The 25,398-nt window shown below is 54.5% G+C and carries 17 protein-coding genes and 1 tRNA gene; 4 read left to right on the forward strand and 14 right to left on the reverse strand.

Annotated features, from left to right (window positions below):
* Positions 1-20: 20 nt before the first annotated feature.
* The 7 genes from ACZ5PT_RS01045 to ACZ5PT_RS01075 all read right to left on the reverse strand — a co-directional run bounded on the left by ACZ5PT_RS01045 (position 21) and on the right by ACZ5PT_RS01075 (position 8,477).
* Positions 21-1,154 carry a Nif3-like dinuclear metal center hexameric protein gene (locus ACZ5PT_RS01045; protein ID WP_464264955.1) on the reverse strand — a complete coding sequence of 378 codons (1,134 nt, stop codon included), beginning with the start codon at positions 1,152-1,154 and terminating at the stop codon, positions 21-23.
* Positions 1,155-1,360: 206 nt separating this feature from the next.
* Positions 1,361-1,437 (reverse strand) — tRNA-Ile (locus ACZ5PT_RS01050).
* Between the two features lie 71 nt (positions 1,438-1,508).
* Entirely contained in the window at positions 1,509-3,269 is a 1,761-nt protein-coding gene (gene rpoD, locus ACZ5PT_RS01055; RefSeq protein ID WP_464264956.1) for an RNA polymerase sigma factor RpoD, read from the reverse strand.
* A gap of 46 nt (positions 3,270-3,315) precedes the next feature.
* Complete coding sequence (gene dnaG, locus ACZ5PT_RS01060) at positions 3,316-5,151, reverse strand: DNA primase (protein WP_464264957.1); 1,836 nt, start codon at positions 5,149-5,151, stop codon at positions 3,316-3,318.
* Complete coding sequence (locus ACZ5PT_RS01065; protein WP_464264958.1) at positions 5,148-7,517, reverse strand: endonuclease MutS2; 2,370 nt, start codon at positions 7,515-7,517, stop codon at positions 5,148-5,150. The genes dnaG and ACZ5PT_RS01065 overlap by 4 nt, the downstream gene beginning before the upstream one ends.
* Before the next feature lie 7 nt (positions 7,518-7,524).
* Positions 7,525-8,010, reverse strand: coding sequence for a CvpA family protein (locus ACZ5PT_RS01070; RefSeq protein ID WP_464264959.1), 486 nt, complete (start codon positions 8,008-8,010; stop codon positions 7,525-7,527).
* Positions 8,011-8,030: 20 nt separating this feature from the next.
* Positions 8,031-8,477, reverse strand: coding sequence for a GatB/YqeY domain-containing protein (locus ACZ5PT_RS01075; RefSeq protein WP_464264960.1), 447 nt, complete (start codon positions 8,475-8,477; stop codon positions 8,031-8,033).
* Between the two features lie 209 nt (positions 8,478-8,686).
* Between ACZ5PT_RS01075 and ACZ5PT_RS01080 the strand changes: the two genes are divergently transcribed.
* The 4 genes from ACZ5PT_RS01080 to ACZ5PT_RS01095 all read left to right on the forward strand — a co-directional run bounded on the left by ACZ5PT_RS01080 (position 8,687) and on the right by ACZ5PT_RS01095 (position 11,740).
* Positions 8,687-10,018, forward strand: a complete 1,332-nt coding sequence (locus ACZ5PT_RS01080; protein WP_464264961.1) for an NfeD family protein — start codon at positions 8,687-8,689, stop codon at positions 10,016-10,018.
* A gap of 3 nt (positions 10,019-10,021) precedes the next feature.
* Positions 10,022-10,786: a slipin family protein gene (locus tag ACZ5PT_RS01085; RefSeq protein ID WP_464264962.1), complete on the forward strand. Its 765-nt coding sequence runs from the start codon at positions 10,022-10,024 to the stop codon at positions 10,784-10,786.
* 288 nt (positions 10,787-11,074) lie between these two features.
* Positions 11,075-11,221: a hypothetical protein gene (locus ACZ5PT_RS01090; protein WP_464264963.1), complete on the forward strand. Its 147-nt coding sequence runs from the start codon at positions 11,075-11,077 to the stop codon at positions 11,219-11,221.
* A 120-nt stretch (positions 11,222-11,341) separates the two neighbouring features.
* Positions 11,342-11,740 (forward strand): PadR family transcriptional regulator, encoded by a 399-nt coding sequence (locus tag ACZ5PT_RS01095; protein ID WP_464264964.1) that lies wholly within the window; start codon positions 11,342-11,344, stop codon positions 11,738-11,740.
* A 635-nt stretch (positions 11,741-12,375) separates the two neighbouring features.
* Here the strand turns inward: ACZ5PT_RS01095 and ACZ5PT_RS01100 are convergent.
* From ACZ5PT_RS01100 to ACZ5PT_RS01130, 7 genes are all read right to left on the reverse strand, one after another.
* Positions 12,376-12,906: a chemotaxis protein CheW gene (locus tag ACZ5PT_RS01100; RefSeq protein WP_464264965.1), complete on the reverse strand. Its 531-nt coding sequence runs from the start codon at positions 12,904-12,906 to the stop codon at positions 12,376-12,378.
* Positions 12,907-13,016: 110 nt separating this feature from the next.
* Complete coding sequence (locus ACZ5PT_RS01105) at positions 13,017-13,466, reverse strand: hypothetical protein (protein WP_464264966.1); 450 nt, start codon at positions 13,464-13,466, stop codon at positions 13,017-13,019.
* A 61-nt stretch (positions 13,467-13,527) separates the two neighbouring features.
* Positions 13,528-15,546: an ATP-binding response regulator gene (locus tag ACZ5PT_RS01110; RefSeq protein WP_464264967.1), complete on the reverse strand. Its 2,019-nt coding sequence runs from the start codon at positions 15,544-15,546 to the stop codon at positions 13,528-13,530.
* 188 nt (positions 15,547-15,734) lie between these two features.
* A complete protein-coding gene (locus ACZ5PT_RS01115; RefSeq protein ID WP_464264968.1) occupies positions 15,735-17,918 on the reverse strand; it encodes a methyl-accepting chemotaxis protein in 2,184 nt (727 codons plus the stop codon).
* A gap of 468 nt (positions 17,919-18,386) precedes the next feature.
* On the reverse strand, positions 18,387-19,811 hold the full coding sequence (locus tag ACZ5PT_RS01120) for a sigma-54-dependent transcriptional regulator (protein ID WP_464264969.1): 1,425 nt from the start codon (positions 19,809-19,811) through the stop codon (positions 18,387-18,389).
* Entirely contained in the window at positions 19,808-21,808 is a 2,001-nt protein-coding gene (locus ACZ5PT_RS01125; RefSeq protein ID WP_464264970.1) for a PAS domain-containing protein, read from the reverse strand. Before ACZ5PT_RS01125 ends, ACZ5PT_RS01120 begins: the two co-directional genes overlap by 4 nt.
* A gap of 5 nt (positions 21,809-21,813) precedes the next feature.
* Positions 21,814-25,374 (reverse strand): response regulator, encoded by a 3,561-nt coding sequence (locus ACZ5PT_RS01130; RefSeq protein ID WP_464264971.1) that lies wholly within the window; start codon positions 25,372-25,374, stop codon positions 21,814-21,816.
* Between the last annotated feature and the right edge of the window lie 24 nt (positions 25,375-25,398).

Below are 25,398 nucleotides of genomic sequence, written 5' to 3' on the forward strand. Positions count from 1 at the left end.
AAGCAAAGTGTTCTGGACAGTCAGCAGACCACCACAAAGGGATCTTGCTCAGCTGTCATTTCGAGTACTTCAATCGGCAGCTGACGCTCAACCAAGGCCTGACGTAGGCGTAAGGAAAGCTCCGCTACCATAAACTGTTCTGTGCCAAAATGTCCGGCATCGATCAAGGTTAAGTTTTCCGCCCGCGCGCGCTGCGCATCATGATATTTGATATCTCCAGTCACCAGGCAATCAGCACCTTGCCGCAACGCTTCACCGATCAGCGAAGCACCACTGCCGCCACAAACGGCAATCTTGCTGATTTTACGTTCGGCGTCCCCCACCAGGCGTACAGCGGAAACATGCAACTGCTTGCGCACCTGCTCGGCAAACTGCTGCAAAGTGACTGCGGATTCCAAGCGACCGATGCGACCAAGCCCGACATCGCTGCACGTATTTGCCAACGGCAGCAGATCGTAGGCGACCTCTTCGTAGGGGTGAGCCTTGAGCATCCGGGCCACCACCTTGGACAAACGAGCAGCAGCAACGATCGTTTCCAGACGAAATTCTTCGGCTTCTTCGACTTCACCCGGTCGACCGATAAAAGGATCGCTCTTTTCGCTACCGCGAAAGCTGCCGGTCCCGGCGCTACGGAAGGAAACCCGGTCGTATTCACCAACATGGCCAGCCCCGGCGGAAAAAATTGCATCCTGCACCTCGGTCTCATGACCGCGGGGGACAAACACCACCAGTTTATAAAAGTTACCGGATTGAGGTTTTTCCAGCGGCTGACAATTTTCCAACCCAAGACGCGCGGCCAACCAGTCATTGAGACCATCGGCGGCCCGATCAAGATTTGTATGGGCACTATAAACTGCGATATTGCCACGAATCGCACGAAACAGCGTCCGTCCGACCTCATCAACCGGGGTCAAACGTTGCAAAGGGCGATGCAGCAGGGGGTGATGCGAAATGACCAGTTGGGCTCCAAGGCGCTGCGCCTCGGCGATGGCAATTTCTTCGGCATCAAGGCACACCAGCACGCGCTCGACAGGAGCACCAGGGTCACCGACCTGCAAGCCGACATTGTCCCACTCCTCTGCCAAGGCCGGGGCATAGAGCGTATTTAATAAACCGACCAGATCGGTCAAGCGAGTCGTTTTTTGCTTAGACATACGGGCACACCCGCAAAAAGAAAGAGTGCACCGGTTTTCCGGTGCACTCTTGTTTGTTCTGGTTTTCCCCCTTGGCGATTTCGACCACGGTTTTTATACATTCCCACTGCTGATCTCCGGGGTGTATTATCTGTGTTAATCGATTATCTGCGTTCAACGCAATCAGCCTAGGTCTACTTTCGGCGAAAACTCCGCCAGGGGGTTAGTGGTGGGCCCACCAGGACTCGAACCTGGGACCAGCCGGTTATGAGCCGGCGGCTCTAACCAACTGAGCTATGGGCCCTTCGCACAAGCGCACATAGTAAGAAAAACGCCCGCGTCCTGTCAAGATCTTACTTCGCCCAATATACGTTTTTAGTTATTATTCTCCGTTGAGGCAAATCCCTTCAAGCGCTTCGCCCGACTCGGATGCCGCAGTTTACGCAGAGCCTTGGCCTCGATCTGCCGAATTCGCTCCCGAGTAACGTTGAAATCCTGACCAACCTCTTCCAAGGTATGGTCCGATTTTTCGCCGATCCCAAAGCGCATCCGCAGAACTTTTTCTTCACGCGGGGTCAATGATGCCAGCACCCGTGAGGTCTGGTCGCTGAGGTTGCCCTTGATGACCGCTTCAAGCGGCGAGACAACGCCCTTGTCCTCGATGAAATCCCCCAGCGAAGAATCTTCCTCCTCACCGATCGGCGTTTCCAGACTGATCGGTTCCTTGGCGATTTTCAACACCCGGCGGACCTTATCGAGTGGCAGATCCATCCGCTCGGCAATCTCTTCGGGAGTCGGCTCGCGACCAAACTCCTGAACCAGCTGCCGGGTGGTGCGGATCAGCTTATTGATGGTTTCGATCATATGCACCGGAATCCGAATGGTCCGCGCTTGGTCAGCAATGGCACGGGTAATTGCCTGACGGATCCACCAGGTCGCATAGGTTGAAAACTTATAACCGCGGCGATACTCGAACTTATCGACCGCTTTCATCAGACCGATGTTTCCTTCCTGAATCAGATCGAGAAATTGCAGGCCACGATTAGTGTATTTTTTGGCTATCGAAACGACCAAGCGCAGGTTGGCTTCGACCAATTCCGTTTTGGCCTTCTTGGCCCGCCACTCACCGCGATAGACCTCCTTGAGGTATTCCAGCAGATCATCAGACTCAAACCCGGACTCATCTTTAACCCGCTTAAATTTACGCTTAGCAGCCTTCAAGCGTTTTTCGACCGACAACAGCACGTCCCCGGCAACATTCAACTCGTCAGCGACCGCATGAGCCTCATCGTCGTTCTTCCGCATCCTGCGCAGATAACTGCGAATTTCCTTGTAAGGCTTGCCAATCTGTTGCTCGCAGGCAGTAATCTCGCCCTTCCCTTTTTTGACCTGTTGCCCCATTTCTTTGAGGCGATCAACAATCTTGGCCACCTGGAAATCTTTTAAACGGACCTTACGCAACAGTTCAATCAGCAGTTGACGAATCTCCTGCTCCCGAGCTTCAAGGATCTGCTGCTTTTTCGCCGCAGGTGGTGGCTCGGCAGCAAGCTCTTCCTGTATTGCGACTGATTCCTCCTCAAGCGGAGTCACCTCTTCATAAAGGGCAGTCAGCCGGTCGCGGTGCTTTCCCTCAGCCTCATCGCCCTCTTCCTCATCATAATCGCGGGTGACTTCAGAGACGTTGACTTGCCCCTTTACCAGTCGTCCCAACAGAGTGATCACTTCGCGGGCAGCGATCGGAGTGCGCATGACAACCTTGGTCACCAATGCCTCACCCTCTTCGATCCGCTTGGCAATCTCCACTTCCCCTTCACGGGTCAGCAGTGCCACCTGGCCCATTTCACGCAAATACATGCGTACCGGATCGCTGGTTCGCCCTAAGGTTCCGGCCTCGAGCTCAACATCGCCTTCATCCCGGTCATCATCCCCATCACTTTTTGAGGACCCGGCTTTGCTCTCTGAATCGACGATTTCAATATCCATTTCACCGAACATGGTCATAACATCCTCGAGCTGTTCCGAGGAAACCATGCTGGCAGGCAGAATGTCATTCACTTCATCATAGGTCAGAAAGCCCTTTTCCTTGCCCATGTCGATCAGTTGCTGGACTTCTTCCGGGTTCGTCTTTTTGGCCATTTTTGCGTCTTCTCCTCTGGGCTTAGTATTCAAAACAAAGCCATCCTTATAACTGTAGCTTCTTCTTCAGCTGAGTAAACTCTCTCTGTAATTTTGTCTGTAAAATTTCATCGCCGCTGCGAGCCGCTACCTCCATATGCTCACGAAGTTTTTCGTATTCTTTCCGCAATGCTTCTTTTTCCACCGCGCAGAGCAGGGCATCAAAGGTCCCCTCTACCATCTCTCTAGGCGATTGCATAAACTCCTTCACCACCGTCCGATAGTCATCGGAGAAATCATCCAGCAGCGAAGCATCTGTCAGCTCCTTGGCCGAGGCAACAATTTCCCTTGCCAGGCATTTAGCGGCCGAGGCCACGAACAACTCATCGATAATGCCCTGCAAGCGCGGCCGCTCTTCCGGCAACAGCTGTGCAGCACGCAGCAACATCTCCTCCGACTTGCTCCACCGGGCGGCCTGCGGAGTTTCGACCACCGCGCGCGTCTGCGCCAGCGAATAATAGTCGTCCTTCGGTGGCGGAACAGGATAGTCGTTCGGCACAACCGGCTCAGAACGATAAGGTTTCTGCACAATCGCCACTTTACGTCCGGCCTCATCCAGCTGCTGCTTCAACAGCTGCACGTCGATCCCGCTGCGCGCGGAGAGTTCCTTAAGGTACAGATCCTGCTCCATGCTACTGGTCAATTCGGAAATCCGGGAAACAACGACCTCTGCAGCCCGAACCTTCTGTTCAACGCCAGCCCCGGCCTGCTCCAGAGCATCTTCCATAAACAGATCCATAGCGGGGCGGGCCTGCTCCAGCCGCAACTGAAAAGCGTCCGCCCCCTGACTCTGAATAAAGGAATCAGGATCCTCGCCGCTCGGCAAGCCAATCACCAACGCTGGCAGACCCTCTTCCTGCAGAGCCGCCATCGCCTTGAACGTCGCCTGCTTGCCGGCCGCGTCCTGGTCGAACAACAGCAAAACCCGCTGTACGTAACGCTTAAGCAAACGAGCGTGATCACTGGTCAGTGCCGTGCCACAGGTCGCGACCACCTGCGGAAAACCGGCACGATACAACGCCAGCTGGTCAAAATAGCCTTCGACCAGAATGACATCCCCACTTTGCCGCATCGCCTGGCGAGCCTGATAAAGACCGTACAGAACCCGACTTTTATGATAAATCGGCGATTCTGGGGAGTTGATATATTTCGGTTTACTGTCATCCAATACCCGACCGCCAAAGGCAACCACACGCCCGGACAGATCGTAAATCGGAAACATCAAGCGACCACGAAACAGATCGTAATCACCACGTTCTTCTTTTCGCGGTCGGATCAAACCCAAAGTTCGAGCATCTTCGGCAGCGACCCCCTGCTGTTGGAGGTGCTTAGCCAAACCCTCCCAAGCCTCAACAGCGTAACCGATCTGATATTCCCCGGCCGCTTTGCGCCCATAACCACGGCGCTTTAAATATTGCCGTCCAACCTCACCGGTCGACTGCTCCATCAAGCCCTGATGAAAATAGGCTGCGGCCAGTTCATTGACCCGGTAAAGACGATCGGAGTGCTGCTGGCGCTGCTCCTCTTCGGGCGAAAGCTGGCGTTCCTCGAGGTCAATCCCGGCTCGCTCCGCCAGCCGGCGCGTGGCATCGGGGAAAGAGAGTCCTTCGATTTTCATCAAAAAAGAAAAAGCATCTCCTCCGACACCACAGCCAAAGCAATGATAAAACTGCCGACCGGCGTGCACGCTGAACGACGGTGATTTTTCCGCGTGAAACGGACAGAGGCCAGTGTGATTAGCACCGGAACGCTTCAAGGTGACATATTGCGAAACCAACTCGACAATATCGGTCCGCTCGCGCACCTCGTTGATCTTGCTCTCTCCTATCTGTCCGCTGCTCATTGATCACCTAATTCGGCAATGGTGACATTATCTCCGCCCTGTTCGATCGGCGCGGCGTAAAAAGCGGTTACGACAGATTGACCCGCAAGAAACTTGCGCACCACCTTGCGTAGAACCCCCTCACCGGCACCGTGGATAATTTCCACTTGCCGCAAATTGTGCAGCAAGGCGTCATCAATAAAGCGCTCCAAGTCCGGCAAGGCGTCATCAACCCGCTGGCCGATCAACTTAAGCCGTGAGTCAACCCGCCGCGTCACGACCTTGCGCGTCACCTGACTGGCACCTTTGGAGCTGGCAGCAAAGCGTCGCGGTTCAAATTGTTCCAACGCCGTCAACGGTTGCCGCATCCGCTTGCCGCCCAAAAGCAGCTCAACGCCGTCGCTGAGCAACCGTTCCACCCGCGCCTCAACACCCAAAACCGAAATACGCACCAGCTCACCAACCTCAAGCTGCTGTGGCACCGCCCCTTGCCGCTTGCGCTGTGGCCTAAACGGCTTGAGTTGTTCTCGGGCGGCGGCCAGTTGTTCACGATCAGCAATTGACTCCTGTGTCGAAGCAGCAACCTGCTTACGCTTACGTAACTGCTTGAGCCGGGTTTCCGTCGCTGAAATCAACTCATCGGCCTGCCGGGTCGCGCGAGCCAGTATTTCTTTCTTTTTCCCCTTGAGCTGCTGCAATTGCTGCTTGCGCAAGCGCTGTGCGATCTCGGCGTCCAGCCGGGCCTGCCGGGCCTGCAGTAGCTGTGCTTCCAGTTCTTGCTGCTGAGAGTTCAACTGCGCCAACAACGCTGTGCTGTCAAGCTCACCCTGCCCGAGGTACTGACAGGCACGTTCCAAAACACCCGCTGGCATGCCTAAGCGTTGCGCCGTCGCCATGGCGCTACTGGCACCGGGAACACCGTACGTCAGTCGAAATTTCGGCGCCAAGGTCTCCGGATCAAACTCAACGGCAGCGTTCTCCACCCCGGGCTGAGCATGAGCAAAGTGCTTCAGTTGACCCAAATGTGTGGTCAGCATTGTCTTGGCACCCTGTTGACGAAGCTGATCCAGCACTGCTTGTGCCAATGCGGCCCCTTCCGCGGGGTCGGTGCCGGTGCCGGCCTCATCCAAGAGCACCAGCGTTTCGCAATCCGCCTGAGCGAGAATCTCGCGCACCCGCAGCAGATGACCGGAAAAGGTCGACAAACTCTGGGCGATACTCTGTTCGTCACCGATATCGACATGCAACTGCTGATACAGATGCAGACGACTGTCAGGGTGACAGGGAATATGCAGCCCCGAGCGGACCATCACCAACAACAGGCCGAGGGTCTTTAGCGCCACCGATTTACCGCCGGTATTCGGACCGCTGATCACCAGCGCCTGACAGTCCAGCGGCAGCAGCAGATCGATCGGTATCGCCTGCGCCGGGTCAAGCCGACCATCGCGGTCCATCAACAGCGGATGGCGCGCCTGTTTTAATTCGATAACCGACTCGGCAACCAATTCGGGGCAATGCCCCTCGTAGCTACGCGACAAACGTGCCGCCGCCAAACGCAGATCGAGCCGGCCCAGCAGTGCTTGATTGCGCTGCAAGTCAGCGCTATCGCGGCGGACCAGATCCGCTAGTTGCAGTAAAATTCGGTGTTCTTCACGCTGCTCTTCGCGCAATAACTGCTGCAGGCCGTTATTACCATCGAGAACTTTAGCCGGTTCGATGTAGAGGGTCTGACCACTGGCCGACTCATCCTGCACAAAACCTTTTAACTGGCCGCGATGGTCAGCTTTGAGCGGAACCACGTAGCGACCGTTACGCACCGTCACCAGCTTTTCCTGAAAACAGCTGGCATACTGATCACTGGCCAGCAACTGTTCCAACTGCTGCTTAACCCGGTTTCTGGTCTGCCGTACGCGGTAACGCAAATCGCCCAGCTCAAAGGAAGCGCTGTCCAGCAACTCACCACGCGGCCCGATCGACTCGACCAATCTGCGCCGCAACTCAGGAAGCGGACTGATCTGGCCAGCCAATCCCGAAAGGAGCGACTGCGCATCCAAAGCCCCTGCCCACCGTCGGCACTCACCGGCAACCTGCAGCGACTGGGCGACCTTCAACAAATCCTCGGCAGCAATTGAGCTGCCCTGGGCCTGCCCGCGTGCGATAACCGCCAACAGATCAAAACAACCGCCCAGAGCCGGAGCGCGCCCGTCTATCAACAGGCGGACCGCTTCGTCCACCTCCGCCAAAGCCGTTTCGACGGCACTGTCCTGCTTCAGCGGCAGTAATTTCTGCGCCAGCAAATAGCCTGGCTCGGACTGAGTCTGCCCCGCGAGCAAAGATCGTAAGCGAGGATACTCAAGACGCTCAAGGGCAATTTCGTTACAGAGCATTACGACTTCAGCGTCCCATTAATTCGCGACTTCCGGTCAATATCGAAGTCCCCAAAGTGGCAAATGGCGGGGCCAACTGCGACTCATGCAGCAGATTCCGTGCCGACGGAGGAACAACCGAAGCATTCAGTGCCATCAAGATCATCGACAGCAGCACCACTCCCTGCACTAACCCGAACAGGGCACCGGCAACGCGGTTAAATCCTCCGAGAAAAACCAAACGAACAAATCGGTGCAGAACAAATCCCAGCACTGCAAAAATGATGATAACCGACAAAAAAATGGCTATAAATGAACCCCAAACGGTCACTTGCGCCGGCAGAGGAAAGGAATCCTGCAGTGTCTGAGCCAGAGGCAGATAAAAAGTAAAGGCAAAAACGCCGCCCAGACTCAATCCAAGCAGCGAACAGACCTCCTTCAACAACCCCCGAATGACCCCTTTGAACAGAAACAGGCCCAGGATTCCAAGAATACCGATATCAACAAAACTCAACAGAAGGCTCCACGGACCACTCAGCCGGCCAGTTGCTCACGGACCAACTGGCTAACAAGCTTGCCGTCTGCGGCGCCCTTGGTCTTAGCCAACACCTGCGGCATGACCTTGCCCAGATCCCGCGGCGACGTCGCACCCACTTCGGCGATAACAGCGACAACGATCGCACGCAACTCTGACTCACCGAGTTGTGCGGGCAAATAATCCTGCAGCACGGCTAGCTCGGCCTCTTCCTTATCCGCCAATTCGGGGCGCTCATTTTCACGGTACATCTGTGCCGCTTCCCGGCGTTGCTTACAAAGGGTGCCGATGACGCCAATCACGACATCATCATCCAACTCTTTTTTTAGATCGATCTCTTTATTTTTAATGGCGCTGCGCAGCTGACGGATGGTACTGAGACGCTCCGCCTGCTTGGCTTTCATCGCCTCTTTCATATCGCTGTTAAGTTGTTCTTTGAGACTCATGACCTGCTCCGGACACCGAGTAAACACAGAAAGAGGGTGCGCAGAGAATTCTGGCACCCAAATTTAAACGAATTTGGCAGTATATGTAAACAGGCATACAAAATCAAGAACAATTCCAGAGCCACTAAAGATTCAATGAGCAACCAGATCCAACCCGGCCCTCAATAACCAGGATTGACAGCTTCGCGGAAGAGGATAATATTAAATGCATGAAACGGCTGCTGATCATTATCTTCGTCGGCCTGCCCCTACTCCAGATGGTCGATATTCAGAAAACTTATGCTGCCACTGCGGTGGTCCGCCACCTCACTATCGCCTCCGCCATCAACCCGGTCACAGCATCCTTCATCACCGAACAAATCACCCTGACCAACCAGAACAGCGACCCGGCGATCCTCATTCAGCTGGACACCCCCGGCGGGCTCGACACCGCCATGCGGAAGATCATTCAGGCTGAGCTGAATTCACAGCGCCCGGTGGTCGTCTATGTCGCTCCCCACGGCGCTCGAGCGGCTTCGGCAGGAGCCTTGATCACGCTGGCGGCAGACTTTGCGGCGATGGCTCCCGGCACCAATATCGGCGCCGCACACCCGGTCAGCATCGGTCCCGGCAATCAACCCGACAGCACAATGATGGAAAAGGTGGAAAACGATGCCGCCGCCTACGCCCGCAGTTTAGCGCAACAACGCGGCCGCAACCAGGAGTGGGCAGAAAAAGCGGTCCGCGAAAGCGTCTCCATTTCTGCCGAGGAAGCGCTGGAACTACTAGTGATCGATTTTATCGCCGAAAACCCGACCGACCTGCTGCAACAGCTGGAAGGGTTGACCTATTTGCGTAACGGAAAAAAACGGGTTTTCCTCGCCGCAAACGCGCAACTGACACCGGTTGAGATGAACTGGCGACAAAAGATCCTCAATGCGCTCGGCAATCCGAACATCGCTTACCTACTGATGATACTCGGCATTATCGGCATCTTCTTCGAAGTTTCCCAGCCCGGTGTCATTCTTCCCGGCGTGATCGGCGCCATTGCCATCTTGCTGGCGTTTTTTGCCCTGTCGACGCTCCCGGTAAACTACGTCGGCGTGCTGCTGATTCTGCTGGCTATCGTGCTCTTCGTTCTGGAAATCAAGATCGTCTCCTACGGCATGCTGTCGATCGGCGGCATCATCGCCATGGCCTTCGGCTCACTGATGCTGATCGACAGCAGTGAACCTTACCTGCAAATTTCTCGGGCAGTGATTGCCGCCACGGTCGCAGTGAGTGCTGGATTTTTCCTCTTTGCCAGCTGGATGGTCATTCGCACCCAGCAGCGCCCTGCGGTTTCCGGACAGGAGGGGATGATCGGCGAGACCGGCAAAGTGGTTAAAGCGATCGACGGGCGTGGCAGCGTCTTCGTGCATGGCGAATATTGGCAGGCGCGCGCCAGTGAACCGATCGCCGAAGGAACCGAAATCGAAATCGTCCGCGTGCTGCGCGGCCTGGAATTGGAAGTCAGAGTTAAACCTGCCCAGCAACCGGCAACGCTCAAGACGGAGGACTAACGCATGTTCGAACTCGGCATCAATATCTTCTGGCTGATAGCCCTGGCCTTCGTCATTATCATCCTCGCCTCAGCGGTCCGCATTCTGCTGGAATACGAACGGGGCGTGGTCTTCCGCCTCGGGCGCTTCTCCAGCGTCAAGGGACCTGGATTGAAATTCATCATCCCGATTGTCGACCAGATGAAAAAGATCAGCATGCGCACCGTGGCAATGGATGTACCGCCGCAGGACATCATCACCCGCGATAACGTCTCAATGAAGGTCAATGCGGTGCTCTACTTCCGCGTTGTCCACCCGGACAAGGCACTGATCGAGGTAGAAAACTATCTCTACGCCACCAGTCAACTGGCTCAAACTTCCCTGCGGAGTGTGTTGGGGCAGGTCGAACTGGACGAGCTGCTGTCGCATCGGGATAAAATCAACCAGAACCTGCAGGAAATTCTTGATCGCCAGACCGACCCCTGGGGGGTAAAGATCTCCAACGTTGAAATCAAACATGTCGACTTGCCGGTCGAGATGCAACGCGCCATGGCCCGGCAGGCCGAAGCCGAACGGGAGCGACGAGCAAAGGTCATCCACGCCGAAGGAGAACTGCAGGCCTCGGCATCGCTGGCCAAAGCAGCACAGAAAATTTCGAGTGAAACAGGCGCCCTGCAGCTGCGCTTCCTGCAAACACTGACCGAGATCGCCACGGAGAAAAACTCCACCATCCTCTTTCCGGTACCGATCGACCTGATCACCCCCTTTATGGACAGAAAAAAAGAGTGAAAAAATCGGAATTGCACTGTTTGCCAAGAAGCCAACCCGGCAACAGCGCAATTCCAGCCCCACCATTTCCAGACCAACAAACACTCCACCTTTCCCAAGTTGATTCAACCCAACGACCTTAAAGACATCAAAAATCCGCCCAGTGTTACCGACCCACCTCTTTTTTCCTCGGCCACTATTGACAAAAAAGTACAGATATTCTATATGGTGCATGTTACATCTAGGTGTTCTTATCAACCGAACTCCTTCGGTTACAACCTCGACCCTTTAAGTATGGAGCAAACCAAAATGACCGTAGAAGAGCTTATCTCGGAAAAAAAAGAGACCCTTTGGAAGCTATTTCTTGGCCTTGGTATTCTTGCGGTAGCTCCGTTTGCTGCCTGGCTGTTCTGCGTGGCGATTGGTGGGTGTAAGGCCCTGTTTGGAGGGCTGTAAAACTGCCCGTAGCAGGCACAACAACCGCACCTCGCTGGGAGCCATAATATTTGGTCAATTGCTGACGCTGTGCTAGATTGAGATTCAAACAATCAAGATCTATTCACGGAGCTCCCCGTTATGTCACGAACCAGCTGTCCACAACATGGCAACGAACGTCCCTGCTCCTGCGCACTAGGTAAGCTCTACCGCTTTGTTGAACCGTTGGTGCTCTACAATTTGAAAAAAAAAGGCTCCGCCTACGGCTACGAGTTACTGGGAGAAATCAACGAACACTCCCTTACCGATGCCACAATTGAACGGGGCGCACTCTACCGCACGCTGCGAACTCTCGAAGTAAACGGCAATGTCGTTTCCGATTGGGATGTCAGCGGTTCGGGGCCGGCTCGCCGACAGTACAAATTGACCAAGGATGGCGAGGATCATCTCGAGGAATGGGCGGAAGTGATGGGCAATATGGCGGTGGCAATGAGTCACTTTGTCGAAGGGGTCGCCGAACTGCAACGAACTGAAGAATAAAGCAACAAACCTAAGTTTTGATTTAAATTTTGGCGGCCGGGCAGTAGCCCTGCCGCCATTTCCATTGGCTCGGTTAGCGAATCTTGTTGATTTCAAAACTCCTAATGTATATGTGCGAACCCTTTTGATAGAACATTTTAGATTCGGATCAATGTGTGCTTGCAGGGTTGAATCTATTGCGGCCACAACTCCATACTTTTGAGATGAAAGAGATCACCTGGCTGAGTGTGCTGGAAGTGGCAATATTCAAGACGAGCTCGATTTGGTCTATTCTCTGACCAGCAAATCAATGCGGAGCAACTTCCGATGAGACGATTTCGGGTGGTCGGCAGATTGGGCAAAAAATACCTTCAATCTACGTTCGACAAGTCAATATTTGTCGGACTCGGCCGGTCAAAACTTACTAGTTTTTCGAAGAGAACAGAGTCCTCAGAGAATCACCTTCGAAAGTGATTCCTTTAGAGACAATTTCAGCGTTGATTACTAACTGCACACCAGGAACGATCCGACGGTATTGGCAGAAAATTAGTTCGTTTTTTGGTCACAGGTCCTGAATAACGATACTGGGTCAATCTTGAACGCTGATCAACATACCGAGGTGCAACCAATCATCCAACAGTTATCAGGGTAGCGGTTCAAGCACAAGACTGACCGGCAAAATTTTCTTCATCAGGGGTCGTTTGACATATTTTCTCAGCGACATCAATTAAGGATTCAATATCAAGCAGTATCTTCACCTCAGCCTCAACCTTGCCCATCCCTTGAATATAACTTTGCTCTTTCTTGCCGCAAGGAGGCGGTTCAATCTGTTCCGCGGCAATTTCGACGACTTCATTGACCCGGTCGACGACTAGACCTGTGGTATTATCATTGACCTCGACAACAATGACGCAGGTGCGCTCATCATAATCGCAGCGCGGCAGACCGAATCGCAAGCGAACATCCATGACCGGGATAACTCGACCACGCAAATTAATAACCCCTTTTACTTCAGCAGGCATATCCGGAACCACGGTGATTTTCTGAATGCCGATAATTTCGGTGACGTGATTTATAGCAATGCCATAGTCCTCGTTATGCAAATGGAAAGTCAAAAAAAGATCGCGTTGGGAATCTTCCACGTGCTGAAGAACTTCTTGCTCAAGCGATTCTGCTGTGTTTGCCATACTCTTTGCTCCCTTCGACAAAAGTAATTTACAAGCGAAATCATTTTTTACAAATTTTCGCTCGCGGTGCTATCAGTGAATAAATAAAGAACAGACCCTATCTATTTCGCCTAGCCAAAAGCGATCCCAAAGGTACCGTTCACTACGGTACAACCGATACTTGCCAACCCATCAATATTCGTTTGTGTTGGCGTGGCACAAAACAAAAAACCGTCTAACGTGTAAAGACAAACAGAAACTTCCAACTCTGCTCCATCAACACCGCGGCGATGGATAACGGCTATTTGCTGGCCGGTACTTTGTTCGGTGACAACATAATGACGTTGACTCATCTCTATAATGTAGTTCGAAGCATCGCCTTGAACGACCACTCCCCGGCGAATCGTTGCGGCTCGATTGCCGTGAGCATCAAACACGGTAAAATCAATGCTGAAACAACCACCAGAATCACTGCGACAGATCTGAAACATGGGTTCACCTTTGTGGACAATTAAATTCGGAGTATTGATGTATGTATTGCCACCGAGCTTAATAGAGACTGCCGTTTCAATTTTCCACATACCCCCCCCCTCCCTTGAAAATCAATAGCATTTCACCGGTATCAACTTGACCAACAAGATCTCACCCAGAAAGCCTCGTCGCCCCGAAGCAATTGAGGTTATCAGCAGCAATAGCTGCACCGCTCGCTTCATCCAACACCCGCCTGAGTTCACAGGCAAACCTGGCACGCCCCAGTGGCTTGACCAGAAGGGCCTTCACGCCAATGCATTGTGCCTGCTCTCCATCTCGGGGGCCAAGATAACCGGTGTAGATAATCACTGGCATATCGGCCCGAAGCGCTATAATCTCACGAGCGAGATCCGCGCCCGAAAGCCCTGGCATTGCGAGATCGAGGACCACCAGATCGTACTCCGCAGGGTTACGGCGAAACTTTTCCAGCGCATCCCGACTATCACTGCATCCGGTGATCCGATATCCCAGTGAACCGAGTAAATCATGCCCCAATTCCACCAGAGTGTTCTCATCGTCGACAAAGAGAATGTGTTCTGTGCCATGCGGCAGCTTCTCCGGCAACGAACCGTTAACCTTGATTTCTTTCTGATGCTGCGGAAAGTAAATGGCGAAGGTTGAACCGCGCCCCGAATAGCTGTCGACCAGAATTGCTCCGCCGCAGGACTTGACAATGCCATGCACCACGGCCAACCCCATGCCGGTCCCCTCACCGACTTTTTTGCTGGTGAAAAATGGGTCGAAGATCCGCGCGGCGACCTGCGTGTCCATTCCAGGACCATTGTCCCGGACCTCAAGCAGGGCATAGGCGCCCAACTGTAAATCGGGGTGGGTCGCCGCCAGCGACTGATCAACCGCGACCGATTTTAGACTGACATCAATTGTCCCGCCGCGTTCCGCCAGCGCCTGATAGGCGTTGGTGCAGAGGTTCATCATCACCCGGTGGATCTGCGTTGGATTACCCAGAACCATCCCCACGTCGGGAGCAATCTCCTGTCGCACCTTCACCAAGTTCGGAATTGATACTTGTAAAAACTTCAAAACTTCTTTGACGATCAAGTGGATTTCCAGAGGCTGTAGCTCCTCTGTACTGTTACGACTGAAGGTAAGAATCTGCTTAACGAGTTCCGTCGCTCGATTTGCAGCGACAGCAATTTGTTGAAGATTGTGGCCCAGCTTTGCGTCTTTTCCCACATGCAGTTGCGAAACCTGGGTGTAGCCGTAAATTGCCGCCAGAACATTGTTGAAATCGTGAGCAATGCCACCTGCCAGGGTTCCGAGGGCTTCCATCTTCTGCATCTGCTGCAGCTGTCCCTCCAGTTGCTTCCGCTCGGTAATATCCCGCTGAATCGCGACCACGCCTTCGATGCGCCCAGCCTCTCCCTTCAGCGGCGAATAACGGATCAACAGATACCGCAGCCCCAGCTCGAGATAATTCCTCGAATCCTCAAACTCAATAGTCTCTCCCTGCAAACAAGCATCTAGCCTGGGGCGAACCTGGTCTTCGAAGGTATTTCCTGGCACGAGAGAAGCAACTCGCTGGCCAACAATCTGCTCGCTATCGAGACAGTAGTAACGAGCGAAAGTGTCATTGACCATCCGATAACGATAATCGGCACTGATTGTTGCCACCAGGTCGGGAGTACTCTCCACCACTTTTTGATATTCACGCAGCGACACGGTCTGACTTGCGACCCGTTGCGCCAGATTGAAATTGGTGGTGCGCAATTGGTCTTCGGTCCACTTGATCCTCAGCATACTGAGAATCCGAGCGACCAACTCAATATTGTCGATCGGGCGGGAGATAAATTCCAACGCCCCGGCGGCAAGACTCGCGACGCGAAATTCAGCCGTCGAGAGGTTCGAGGTGATCAGGATAACCGGGATATCGACGCTATCGGCGTTTGCTTTGAGTCTCCGACAAAGCTCTAGACCATCGATCCCCGGCATCTGCACATCGGTAAGAATTCCATCAAAATTTCGTGTTGCGACCTTGGCCAGAGCTTCCTCAGCAGATCCGGCAGTCGTGATCATTGCCAAGGGAAGGTTTTCCGTAATCACCTGCGTTAAAACCGCCAGATTTTCCAGACGATCATCGACCAGTAGCAGTTCAGGCCTATTCCCAATCATGTAACCCACCCCTATTGTGTAGAAACCGTTCCCCCAGACAGATCTTTTTTTGTTACGACAAATCAGGGATTCCAGTATTCAACCAATATTCCAATCTGAAAAAAAATAATTAAACCGCTCCTTAAGCCTTACCTCTGCAACCCGAAAATAAGGGCTGGCGGGACAAAAAGCCCGCCAGCCCCTTGCCTTTAAAAACGACCGAAGTCGCTGTCATCCAATGCAATCTGCGCTGTGCCGCGAGATTCCTTGGCGGTTTCCTTCGGAGCCGTTGCCATCTCGCTCCATCCGACCGCAGGCCGCTTAGCAAGCGGGGCAACTCGAGGCTCAGCAGAAAGGTTACGCCCGATATGGCGCAAGCTGAAACGTTGCAGCATCTGCTGTAGCTGCGTTGCTTGCCCTGAGAGTTCTTCAGCCGCCGCTGCACTTTCCTCCGCGCTGGCGGTATTCTGCTGGGTGACCTGATCAATCTGGGTCAGCCCCTGCGACACCTGGTTGATCCCCTGAGCCTGCTCATTGCTGGCCGCGGCGATTTCGGCGACCAGATCGGTGACCTTGGTGACCCCGGTAACGATCTCCCCAAGCGCCTCGGCGGTCGCACCGGCGATCTGCGTACCACGTGCTGTTTTCTCAACTGAACCTTCAATCAACTCAGCGGTTTCACTGGCGGCCTTAGCGCTGCGAGCGGCCAGATTACGCACCTCTTCTGCAACCACCGCAAAGCCCTTGCCATGTTGTCCGGCGCGCGCCGCCTCTACCGCAGCGTTTAACGCTAATAGATTTGTCTGGAAGGCTATCTCATCAATCGTCTTGATAATTTTAGAGATATCCTGACCCGCCGCATTGATTTCACCCATCGCCGAAACCATGGTCTGCATCTGCTGATTGCCATTTTCCGCCGCTTTTTTTGCCTCCAGCGACAATCCACTTGCCTCACCCGCATTTTCGGCATTCTGCGCGGTCTGGCTGCCCATCTCGGTCATCGAAGAGGTGATCTCCTCCAGACTGGCGGCACTTTCGGTGGCCCCTTGCGAGAGCGACTGACTTGAATCGGAAACCTGGGAGCTGCCGGAAGCGATCTGCTCTCCAGCGACCTGCACCTGACCGAGGATATCGTTCAGATTCTCGACCATGCCCTGTAACGCCCTGCCCAGCTGGTCTTTTTCCGATGCTAACTGAACATCAACCCGCAGATCTCCGCTGGCGATCTGCTCAGCAACCCCGGCGGCCTTTTGCAGGGTGTCTGACATGCTGTCCAGCGCGTTGGCCAACTGACCGATTTCGTCCTTGCGCTCTAACTTCAAGCGCTTGGTAAAATCACCCTTGGCAATCTCGCTTGCAAGATTCACCCCCATGATGATCGGTACGGTAATGGCGCGGGTGATCAGAACGGCCATAATAATGCCGATCAGCAGCGCGACCACCAAGCTGGTGATCAGGATCGTCTGCGAAGAACGCAAGGTATCGACCGTCTCTTCCGCGATTGCTATCGCCTCGGCCAGCCCCTTGACCGAGGTACTCGCGCTATCGGCGAGAATCTTCGCCCCGAGCAGCGTACGCTTCTGCGCCAGTTCCTGCACTGCCAACCAACTGGCGACCAGTTTTTCCATGCCGTCCCGGTAAGCCTTGGCAGACCCTTCTACTTCAGCCAGAAAACGGACATCCTGTGGTTTTGATGTGATGCTACGTAACTTGGTCAGTTTGCCGAGAATCGTATCAATGTTATTAACCGCCTGCTGACTGTAGCTGGGATCGCGCATCGCCAAGGAACGTAATACCGCCATGCGCGTGGCATTGGTCAAAGCGACGATCTCATTCATCGTCTTAAGCTTGACGACACGCTGCTTGATAGCGCCAGCAGCGCTACCGGCATCGGCTTCCTGCTGAATCTTGTCATCCTGAGCGGCAAGATACTGGTCACCGAGCGTCAGCATCTTGCCTCCAACAGTGACCAATCCGGCGAGATGCTGGGCACGCGCCTGCTCGTGCCCAATCGCCTCATTGGAAAGCTGCTCATAGCTGGCAACGTCCCGCTCCAAGCTATCGATCACCTCCTTGAGCGTGACCAGATGCGGGGAATTCGCTATCAGGGTCCTGGCTTCCCCCAGGTTCAGTTTGAGTTGCACCAGACTGTTCTTGGCCTTGGTCAGAAATTCCTTGTCGCCGGTAAAAGCGTAGCCACGCATATCAAACATGGTCAGCGTCGCCTGGCGTTCAATTTTGTTCGCCACCTCCACCTCTGGAATATGTTCTTTATCAAGCTGCGTTGTCTTTCCTTCGATCCCCCCCATGTTCCAGATCGCCAAACCACCCATAAATAGGGTGATCAACAATAAAACAGCAAAACTTAACCCAATTCTCATTCCAAGCTTCATTCCCCAACTCCTTTGGCTAGTAACCGTTGATTTTTTTGAACCTCGGCAGTTCGTTCTGCTGCCCGGATCGTGAGAACAACAAACCGAACGACAGCAACCGCCTTGGTTAAACTTAGTTTTTCTTAATAGCAACATCCTTACCAAGTTGAGGATTTTCTAACAATTAGGGTTTTTCACTGGGTTATATCTCAGGAAATTGAAACGCTTCGCCGTATTGTGGGTGCAATAAATATTGACAGGTGCGGTCGCCAGGAACAGGATCAAGTGCTTTCGGCAGGACTTGTTGTCACCGGGACGGCATAAATGAACAGAGGTGGTAAGGCAGTATTGCCGCAGCTTGCCAGGGACTGAGAGGCTACGGACAGTTGTCGGAATACTGCTGAGGTAAGGACGGGAAAAGGGGAGAAAAAACAGGGTGCAACCAAAACAGGCAGGGCAATTTTTATTGCACCCACAAAATGCCTGTTTTTAGTCTTGAAGCTTTTTCAGCCGCTGGTTCAAGGCCTGGCGGGAGATACCGAGCAGTTCGGCGGCAATCTTCTGGTTGCCGCCGGAGCGTTGCAGCGCTTCATTCACCAGCAGCTCGGCAGCTTCGGCCAGACTGGGCAAGGTCGCTGTCAGCAGCCCGTGCCCCTCTGCGCCAGAAGCAGCAGTACTGTCCGGATCGCGTTGCTGGACAGTTCTTAGCGGGCCAATCTGCTTACGGAACGGCGCCAGGGAAATTTTTCCCGCCCGCGCCTGACTGACTGCGTCATAAACCATGGCGCGTAATTCGCGAACATTTCCGGGGAACGGATAATTTGCCAGGAGCAACACCAGCTCTTTGGGTGGAGATGGAGGATTAATCCCCAGGGCTGCCGCCGCCTGAACAATAAAATGTTGCAGCAGCAGCGGGATATCGTCACAACGGTCACGGAGCGGAGGAACCTCGACCAGGTGTGCCCGCAGCCGGTAATAAAGATCTTTGCGGAAACTCCCCTCTTGTTGGCGCGCGGCCAGATCATGGTTGGTGGCAAATACAAACCGGGCTCTGACCCGTTTCGGTCGATCACTCCCCAGCGGATAGTACTCACGTTCCTGCAGCAGGCGCAGCAATTTCACCTGCGAAGATGAATTCAGATCGCCGATCTCGTCGAGAAAGAGTGTACCGTCAGCCGCCTCCTCGATCAGCCCCGGCCGACCACGGCCGGCTCCGGTAAAGGCTCCTGGCAGATGGCCGAAGAGACTATCGGAAAATTGTTCGTCATCAAGCCCGGCGACGTTTACCGCAACCCAGGGCTGCTCAGACCGGCCGAGCTGTTGCACCGCCCTGGCGAACAGTTCCTTCCCCACCCCGCTCTCCCCGGTGATCAGCACCGGTTCGCTGCTGGGAGCGATAGCCTCGATATACTTAAATAAAGAACGCAGCTTCGTGTTGCCGGTAACGATGGCCGAAAATGCCTCGGGATGCTCCAGACCATCGCTAAGCAACTTATTTTTCAGCTGGCTGTATTCCTGCTCGGTCCGCTGTCGATCAAGGGCACGCTGGATCCCGGCAAGCAGGCGCTCCATCTCGCCGGTTTTGACGAAGTAGTCGAAGGCTCCGGCCTTCATGCAGTTGACGGCGGTTTCCAGCTGATTCATGCCACTGAGAATCAGCACCGGAATCCAGGGATATTCCGCAACGATCTGCACCAGCAGCTCTTCCCCGGCCAGCTTCGGCATGGTCAGATCGAGCACCACCAGGCTGACCTCCTGTTCCGCCAGCAGAGCCATCACCCGGCGACTGTCCAGACACTGCAACACATGGTCGATCCCCCCGGAATACTCCAGCGCCATCCTCAGGCTGTTCATCCAGGAGAGTTCGTCATCGACCAGCAGCACTGGCAGCTCGGGATAACAAAGTTCGTTCATCGGCCCTCTCCTCGCGAAATAATCGGCAAAAACAGATTAACAGTGGTTCCCTCGCCCAAGACCGAAGAAAATTCCAGGCGCCCGCCATGCTCGTTGATAAGTCGCGAGGAAACCGAAAGACCGAGACCGGTGCCACCGCTGTCCCGCCGGGTAGTAAAAAACGGATCGGTAATATGCGCCAGGTGCTCCTCGCGGATTCCACGCCCCTCGTCCCGTAGCTCAATCAGAACCATTGACCTGTCGGCCGCTAAACAGGTGCGGAGGGAAATCCCCCTGTCCAGATCAGGCAGCGCCTGGCAGGCATTGATCAGCAGGTTAATCAGAACCTGCTCGAGGCGCTGGAAACTGCCTCTGATTTGGGGCAGCTCGGCGGCATAACTGACAGAAAAGCTCCGCGTTGCCTGGTTGATCTGATTGGTCACCAGCCTGACCGCAGCCTCAGCCACCAGATTGATATTGACCGACTCGAAGTTCTCAGTATTTTCATGACGGACAAAACCCTTCAGATCCTCAACTATCGTCTTGATCCGCTTGCCGCCGTCGTGAATATCGTTCAGCATCCGCGGGATTTCATCGCGTAGCCGCAGGTAGTTCAGCCGACCAAGCGAAAAATCTCCCTGCTGCCGGTAATGTTGCTCCAAAACGGCATTCAGATCGGGCCAGATATCGAGTAGCAGCGGGACATTTAGCAGCACCAGACCATTGGGGTTGTTGATCTCATGCGCCACTCCGGCGGCCAGCTCACCGAGCGAAGCCAACCGGCTGGAGCGGAGTGCTTCTTCACGCAGTTTGGTCTTTTCCGTAATGTCAGATGCCAGCATGATCACGTGCGTGACATCCTCCTGATCGTGCAGGGGAAAAACCTTAACCAACCAATAACGTCCGTCGGCAGAGCGCTTGAGTGTTTCCTGATTGGTGCCATCGACAAAGGCCTGCTCCGCCGGGCACTGGGGACAGGGGAAACTGGCGCACTGCCAGAGCTGCGAACAGAGCGTCCCGACCAGTTTCGAACGCTGACCGTCAAAATATTTGTCCGCCGCACGATTGGCCCAAACGACCTGCCTTTGCGGCGACAGCAGCATCAAAACATCGGGGATACCGTCCAACAGGGCCTGAAATTGCGCTGAGAGCTGCTTATACTTCTTGCGCTTTTTCCGTAACTCCCCTTCGGCCTGTTTGCGCTCGGTGATATCCCGCATGACAATGACCATGCCACTGACCTGTCCATCGGCAGCGAACATCGGCGCGAAATTCTTAAGCAGGTGCCGCAGCCCCAGGCGTGGCACCTGTAGAGAACTCTCGAGAGTAACCTGTTCCCCACGTAGCAACTGCTCGAACACAGATTGACTCTGTTGCGTAAAATACTTCTCCCCCAGCACCTCGCTCCAGGTGCGGCCCAATACCTGCTCCCGCTGCAAATCATGATAACGCAGGTAGGCGTCATTAACGACCAGGTAGCGATACTGGCGATCAAGGGTTGCAATCGGATCTTGGGTCCCCTCAACCGCCTTCTGATAATTGCGCAGCGAGGCGGTCTGCTCGGCGACTCGCTGTTCGAGTTCGGCATTGGCCAGCAACAACCGATCCTCAGCATCTTTCATGCGCAAAATGGTGCGGATCCGGGCAACCAGCTCAAGGTTGTCGATCGGCCGGGAGATAAAATCTTCCGCGCCGGCATCAAGCCCTTCTGCGCGCAAGCGCGCAGAAGACACATGCGAGGTGATCAGGACCACCGGCACATTGGCGGTCCGCTCTTGCGCTTTGAGTTGGCGACACATTCCGATGCCATCCATCTCCGGCATCTGCAGATCGATCAGCACACCATCCAACCTTCTGGAGGCCGCCAACACTAAGCCTTCCCGGCCATTGCTCGCGGTCAACAGCGTACACTGGGGCAGATGCTCGGCAATCACCTGACAGAGGATAAACAGGTTGTCGCGATTGTCATCCACCAGCAAGAGTGTCATGCCATGGCGTTCTGTTCTCTCCTTACCCATCAGCGTTAGCCCTCACCCAGCCAAACGCCCAACACCCGCTGCAATTCTGCAGCATCTATCGGCTTGGACAGATAATCGTCGCAACCCGCCGCGAGAAAACGTTCCCGGTCGCCTTTCATCGCCAGGGCGGTCAGCGCAATAATCGGGATTTTACAGACAGAGGGATCGGCTTTTATTTGACGCGTGGCATCCAAACCACTGAGTACCGGCAACTGAATGTCCATCAAGATCAGCGCCGGACATTCCTCCCGAGCGACAGAGACCACCTGCGCACCATCTTCGGCGACGATATGACGATAACCCAGCTCATCGAGCAGAGCTTGTAGGGTGAGGCGATTGTCGGGATTATCTTCGGCGATCAGAATCGGTCCCGGTTCGGCACCTTTCCAGCGGATTTCAGTTTGCGCTGCGCGCACCAGCGGAATTTCTTCCCGGCTTGCCGCAGGCTTGATGTCTTTACCGGTTAGACGATCGACGGCGGCCACCAGTTGCTCCCGGTCGACACTGCCCTTCTGGATAAGCTGGCTGATATTGTTATGGCTCAGCCGGGCGCGATCAGCAGCGGTCAGTTCCTTGGCGGTCAGGATCAGAACCGGCAGGGTGGCAGTTTTCGCTGTCGAGCGGATCGTTTCCAACACTTCAAAACCATCAACCCCAGGCATCATCAGGTCGAGCACAATGCCGTCCGGCACCTGGGCATGAACGCAAGCAAGCCCCTCTTCGCCGCCGGAGGCGGATTGGACGCGATAGCCCTGCTCTTCCAGCGCCGAACGGATCTGTAGTGAGGCCACCACATTATCCTCAACGATCAGCACCAGTGGATGCGCTGCGTCTGCAGGTGCTGGATTGGGACCTGGTAACGGCGATCCCGTCGTGCCATCAACAAGCGGCGCTGGACTTGCCGTTGAGGACTCCGGCACGGACGTTTGCGCAGCAAGCTGATTCGGCAAGGTCAGGGTAAAAGTACTCCCCACGCCCTTTTCACTGACAACGGTAATATCGCCACCAAGAATTCGCGCCAGTTTCCTGCAGATCGCCAGGCCCAAACCGGTCCCTTCGTGCCGCCTGGTTGTCGAGCCGTCGACCTGACGAAATTCATCAAAGATATGGGGAAGATTATGCTCGGCAATACCGATTCCGGTATCCCGAATGGTAAAGGCAATTCCCCAGGAACCGCCTTTGCGAACCGCCACCTCAATCTGCCCCTGATCAGTAAATTTGATGGCATTGGACAGTAGGTTGAGCAAAATCTGCTGAACCTTATCCTGATCAGAATGAAACATCAGCGTTTTGAATGGTCTGATGTTCAGTTCAAGCCCCTTCTCCTCAAGCAGAGGCCGAACCGTCCCCAACGTCCAATCGAGAAGTTGCTCGATCTCGATCTCGCTCGGGACAATCTCAATCCGCCCTGACTCAATCTTAGAGATATCGAGAATATCGTTGATTAAATTAAGCAGGTTACGACCATTGCGTTCGATCACGGCAAGATATTCAGCTTCCTCCTCAGGCTTTTTACCCGGGCCTCGGGCAATCATCAGTTGAGAAAGAGCCATAATACTGTTCAGTGGAGTCCTGAGCTCATGGCTCATGTTGGAGAGAAACTCCGATTTCAGACGATCTGCCTCCTCGACCTGCTGCTGCTGCGCGATCAACTCCTCGGTCTGCGCCCGCATCTCCTGAGATTGCGACTGCAATTCTTCTGATTGGACCTGAAGCTCTTCTGATTGGACCTGAAGCTCTTCATTTTTGACCTGCAGATCCACTGCCAGACACTCTGTTTCCGCATGCGTCAAGGCATTTTTGATCGCCGTGGCAAGCTGCCTACGGGTCATTTCAAGAGCCTCCAACGGTCCCGGCCCGATCAGATAAAGGCTCGCCAGGGCGACAATGCCGACCACCTCATCGTGCAACACCAGCGGAACATTGACGATACTGTTCGGTATTTTTTCACCGGCGATGGTCGCGACCGTAAATCGGGTCTGCGGCGGGAGATCCTCGAAAACCTCGACAACGCGTCGTTGCGCAGTCAGACCAAGGGTCCCCTGACCGAGCACGACCTCATGCGGGAGAACCGCCCCGGACGCCACGCCACTCTGCTTCGCAAGTTTGAAGCACTCCGCTGCCTGCGCATCCGCAAGATAGATGGCCCCGACCTGACTGCCGGTGACCAACATCAGTTCATTGAGCCCGCTTTCGAGAAGTTCATCCAGAGTCATCGACGCGGCCAGAGTCGCCGAGATAGCAAGAGCGTTCGCTTGAATTTTCTGCCGTAACTCAAGGGCGGTTGCCGTTTCATGCAGCTGGGTGGCCTGATCTTCGAGCGCTGCCATGGTCTTTTCCACCGTCTCGGCCATAACATCAAAGACGACTGACAAACTGCCGATTTCATCGCTGCGCTGCAGACCACTGCGCGCGGAGAAATCCCCGGCCGCGAAACCTTCCGCGGCCTGGCCGAGCAGCAGGATTGGCCGGGTTACATTCCTCGCCACAACGGCGGTAAAGAAAGTAACCATCAGCACCCCAAAAAGGCCTATCCAGAAAGCCTCGGCGAGATCACGCTGAAATGGCGCAAAAACAACTTCACTATCGACCTTAACGACCATTCCCCAGCCAAAGTCCGGAGAAATCGGCAAGTAGCGATAGGCCGCCAGAACCAACACCCCGCGATAATCCTTGCCCTCGACGTGACCGTTTTCGCCACGCGCCGCCCGCACTGCCGGGCTGGATTTGATCTGAAATTGCAGAACCTTGGCACGCCCGCCGCCCGCCAGGGGATACTTTAACGGGGTGAGAATCTGCGCCCGTTGGTTGACCAGCAGAACCTCGCCCTGTTCACCGAGCCCCTCACCGGCATTCAGAACCGGCCGCAGCGCCTCCTCGGCATTGACCTCCAGTGCCAGTATGGCAACAACCTTGCCGCCTTGATCCCGGATCAGATCACTAAAGAAAAAGGATGGGGTGCCGCCGGGGTGTAAGGTCTCCAGATCACTGACATGAGCGCCACCCGATTTTAGGGTGCCGAGATAGACCTTACGGCTGGAGGAATCCTCCCCCAAATGCTCCTGGCTGGTCGACACCATGACCCGCCCGGTGGCGGCATCAATGACCTGAATTGAGGCATAAAATTTGTAGGCATTCTGGACTTTTACGAAAAACTCGATCAGGTCAGTGTAGTTCTTGTCCACCTGCAGCTCACGCCAGAACTCGGAATCCGACGCCGTGTCGACAAGTTGGGGGAATTTTGCCCTGATCTCGACCGCCCTCTCCTCGACCAAGGCATTGGTCGCGAGGAAATTAACCGCTGAGCTGCGCTCATTGAGCCAGAATAGCAGTCGATCTTTTTTCGCCTCGGCGATCAACCCGAGGTTATGGATCGCCTCATCCCGCTGGTGGCCCTCGCGGCCCTGATAATCGGTGCCCGGGACACCGTAGATACTGACAAACAAAGAGCCGCTCAGGATCAGGACAAACAACAGACAAAAGCTGATGGTAAAGCGTCCTCGAATACCCTGAAACCAATTCGGCTGCGACTTCTTTGCCAACAAATCCTGCGCTTCTTGCATCATATTTATCCCTCTACGGCAGCTATG

Source organism: Desulfuromusa ferrireducens (assembly GCF_055389805.1).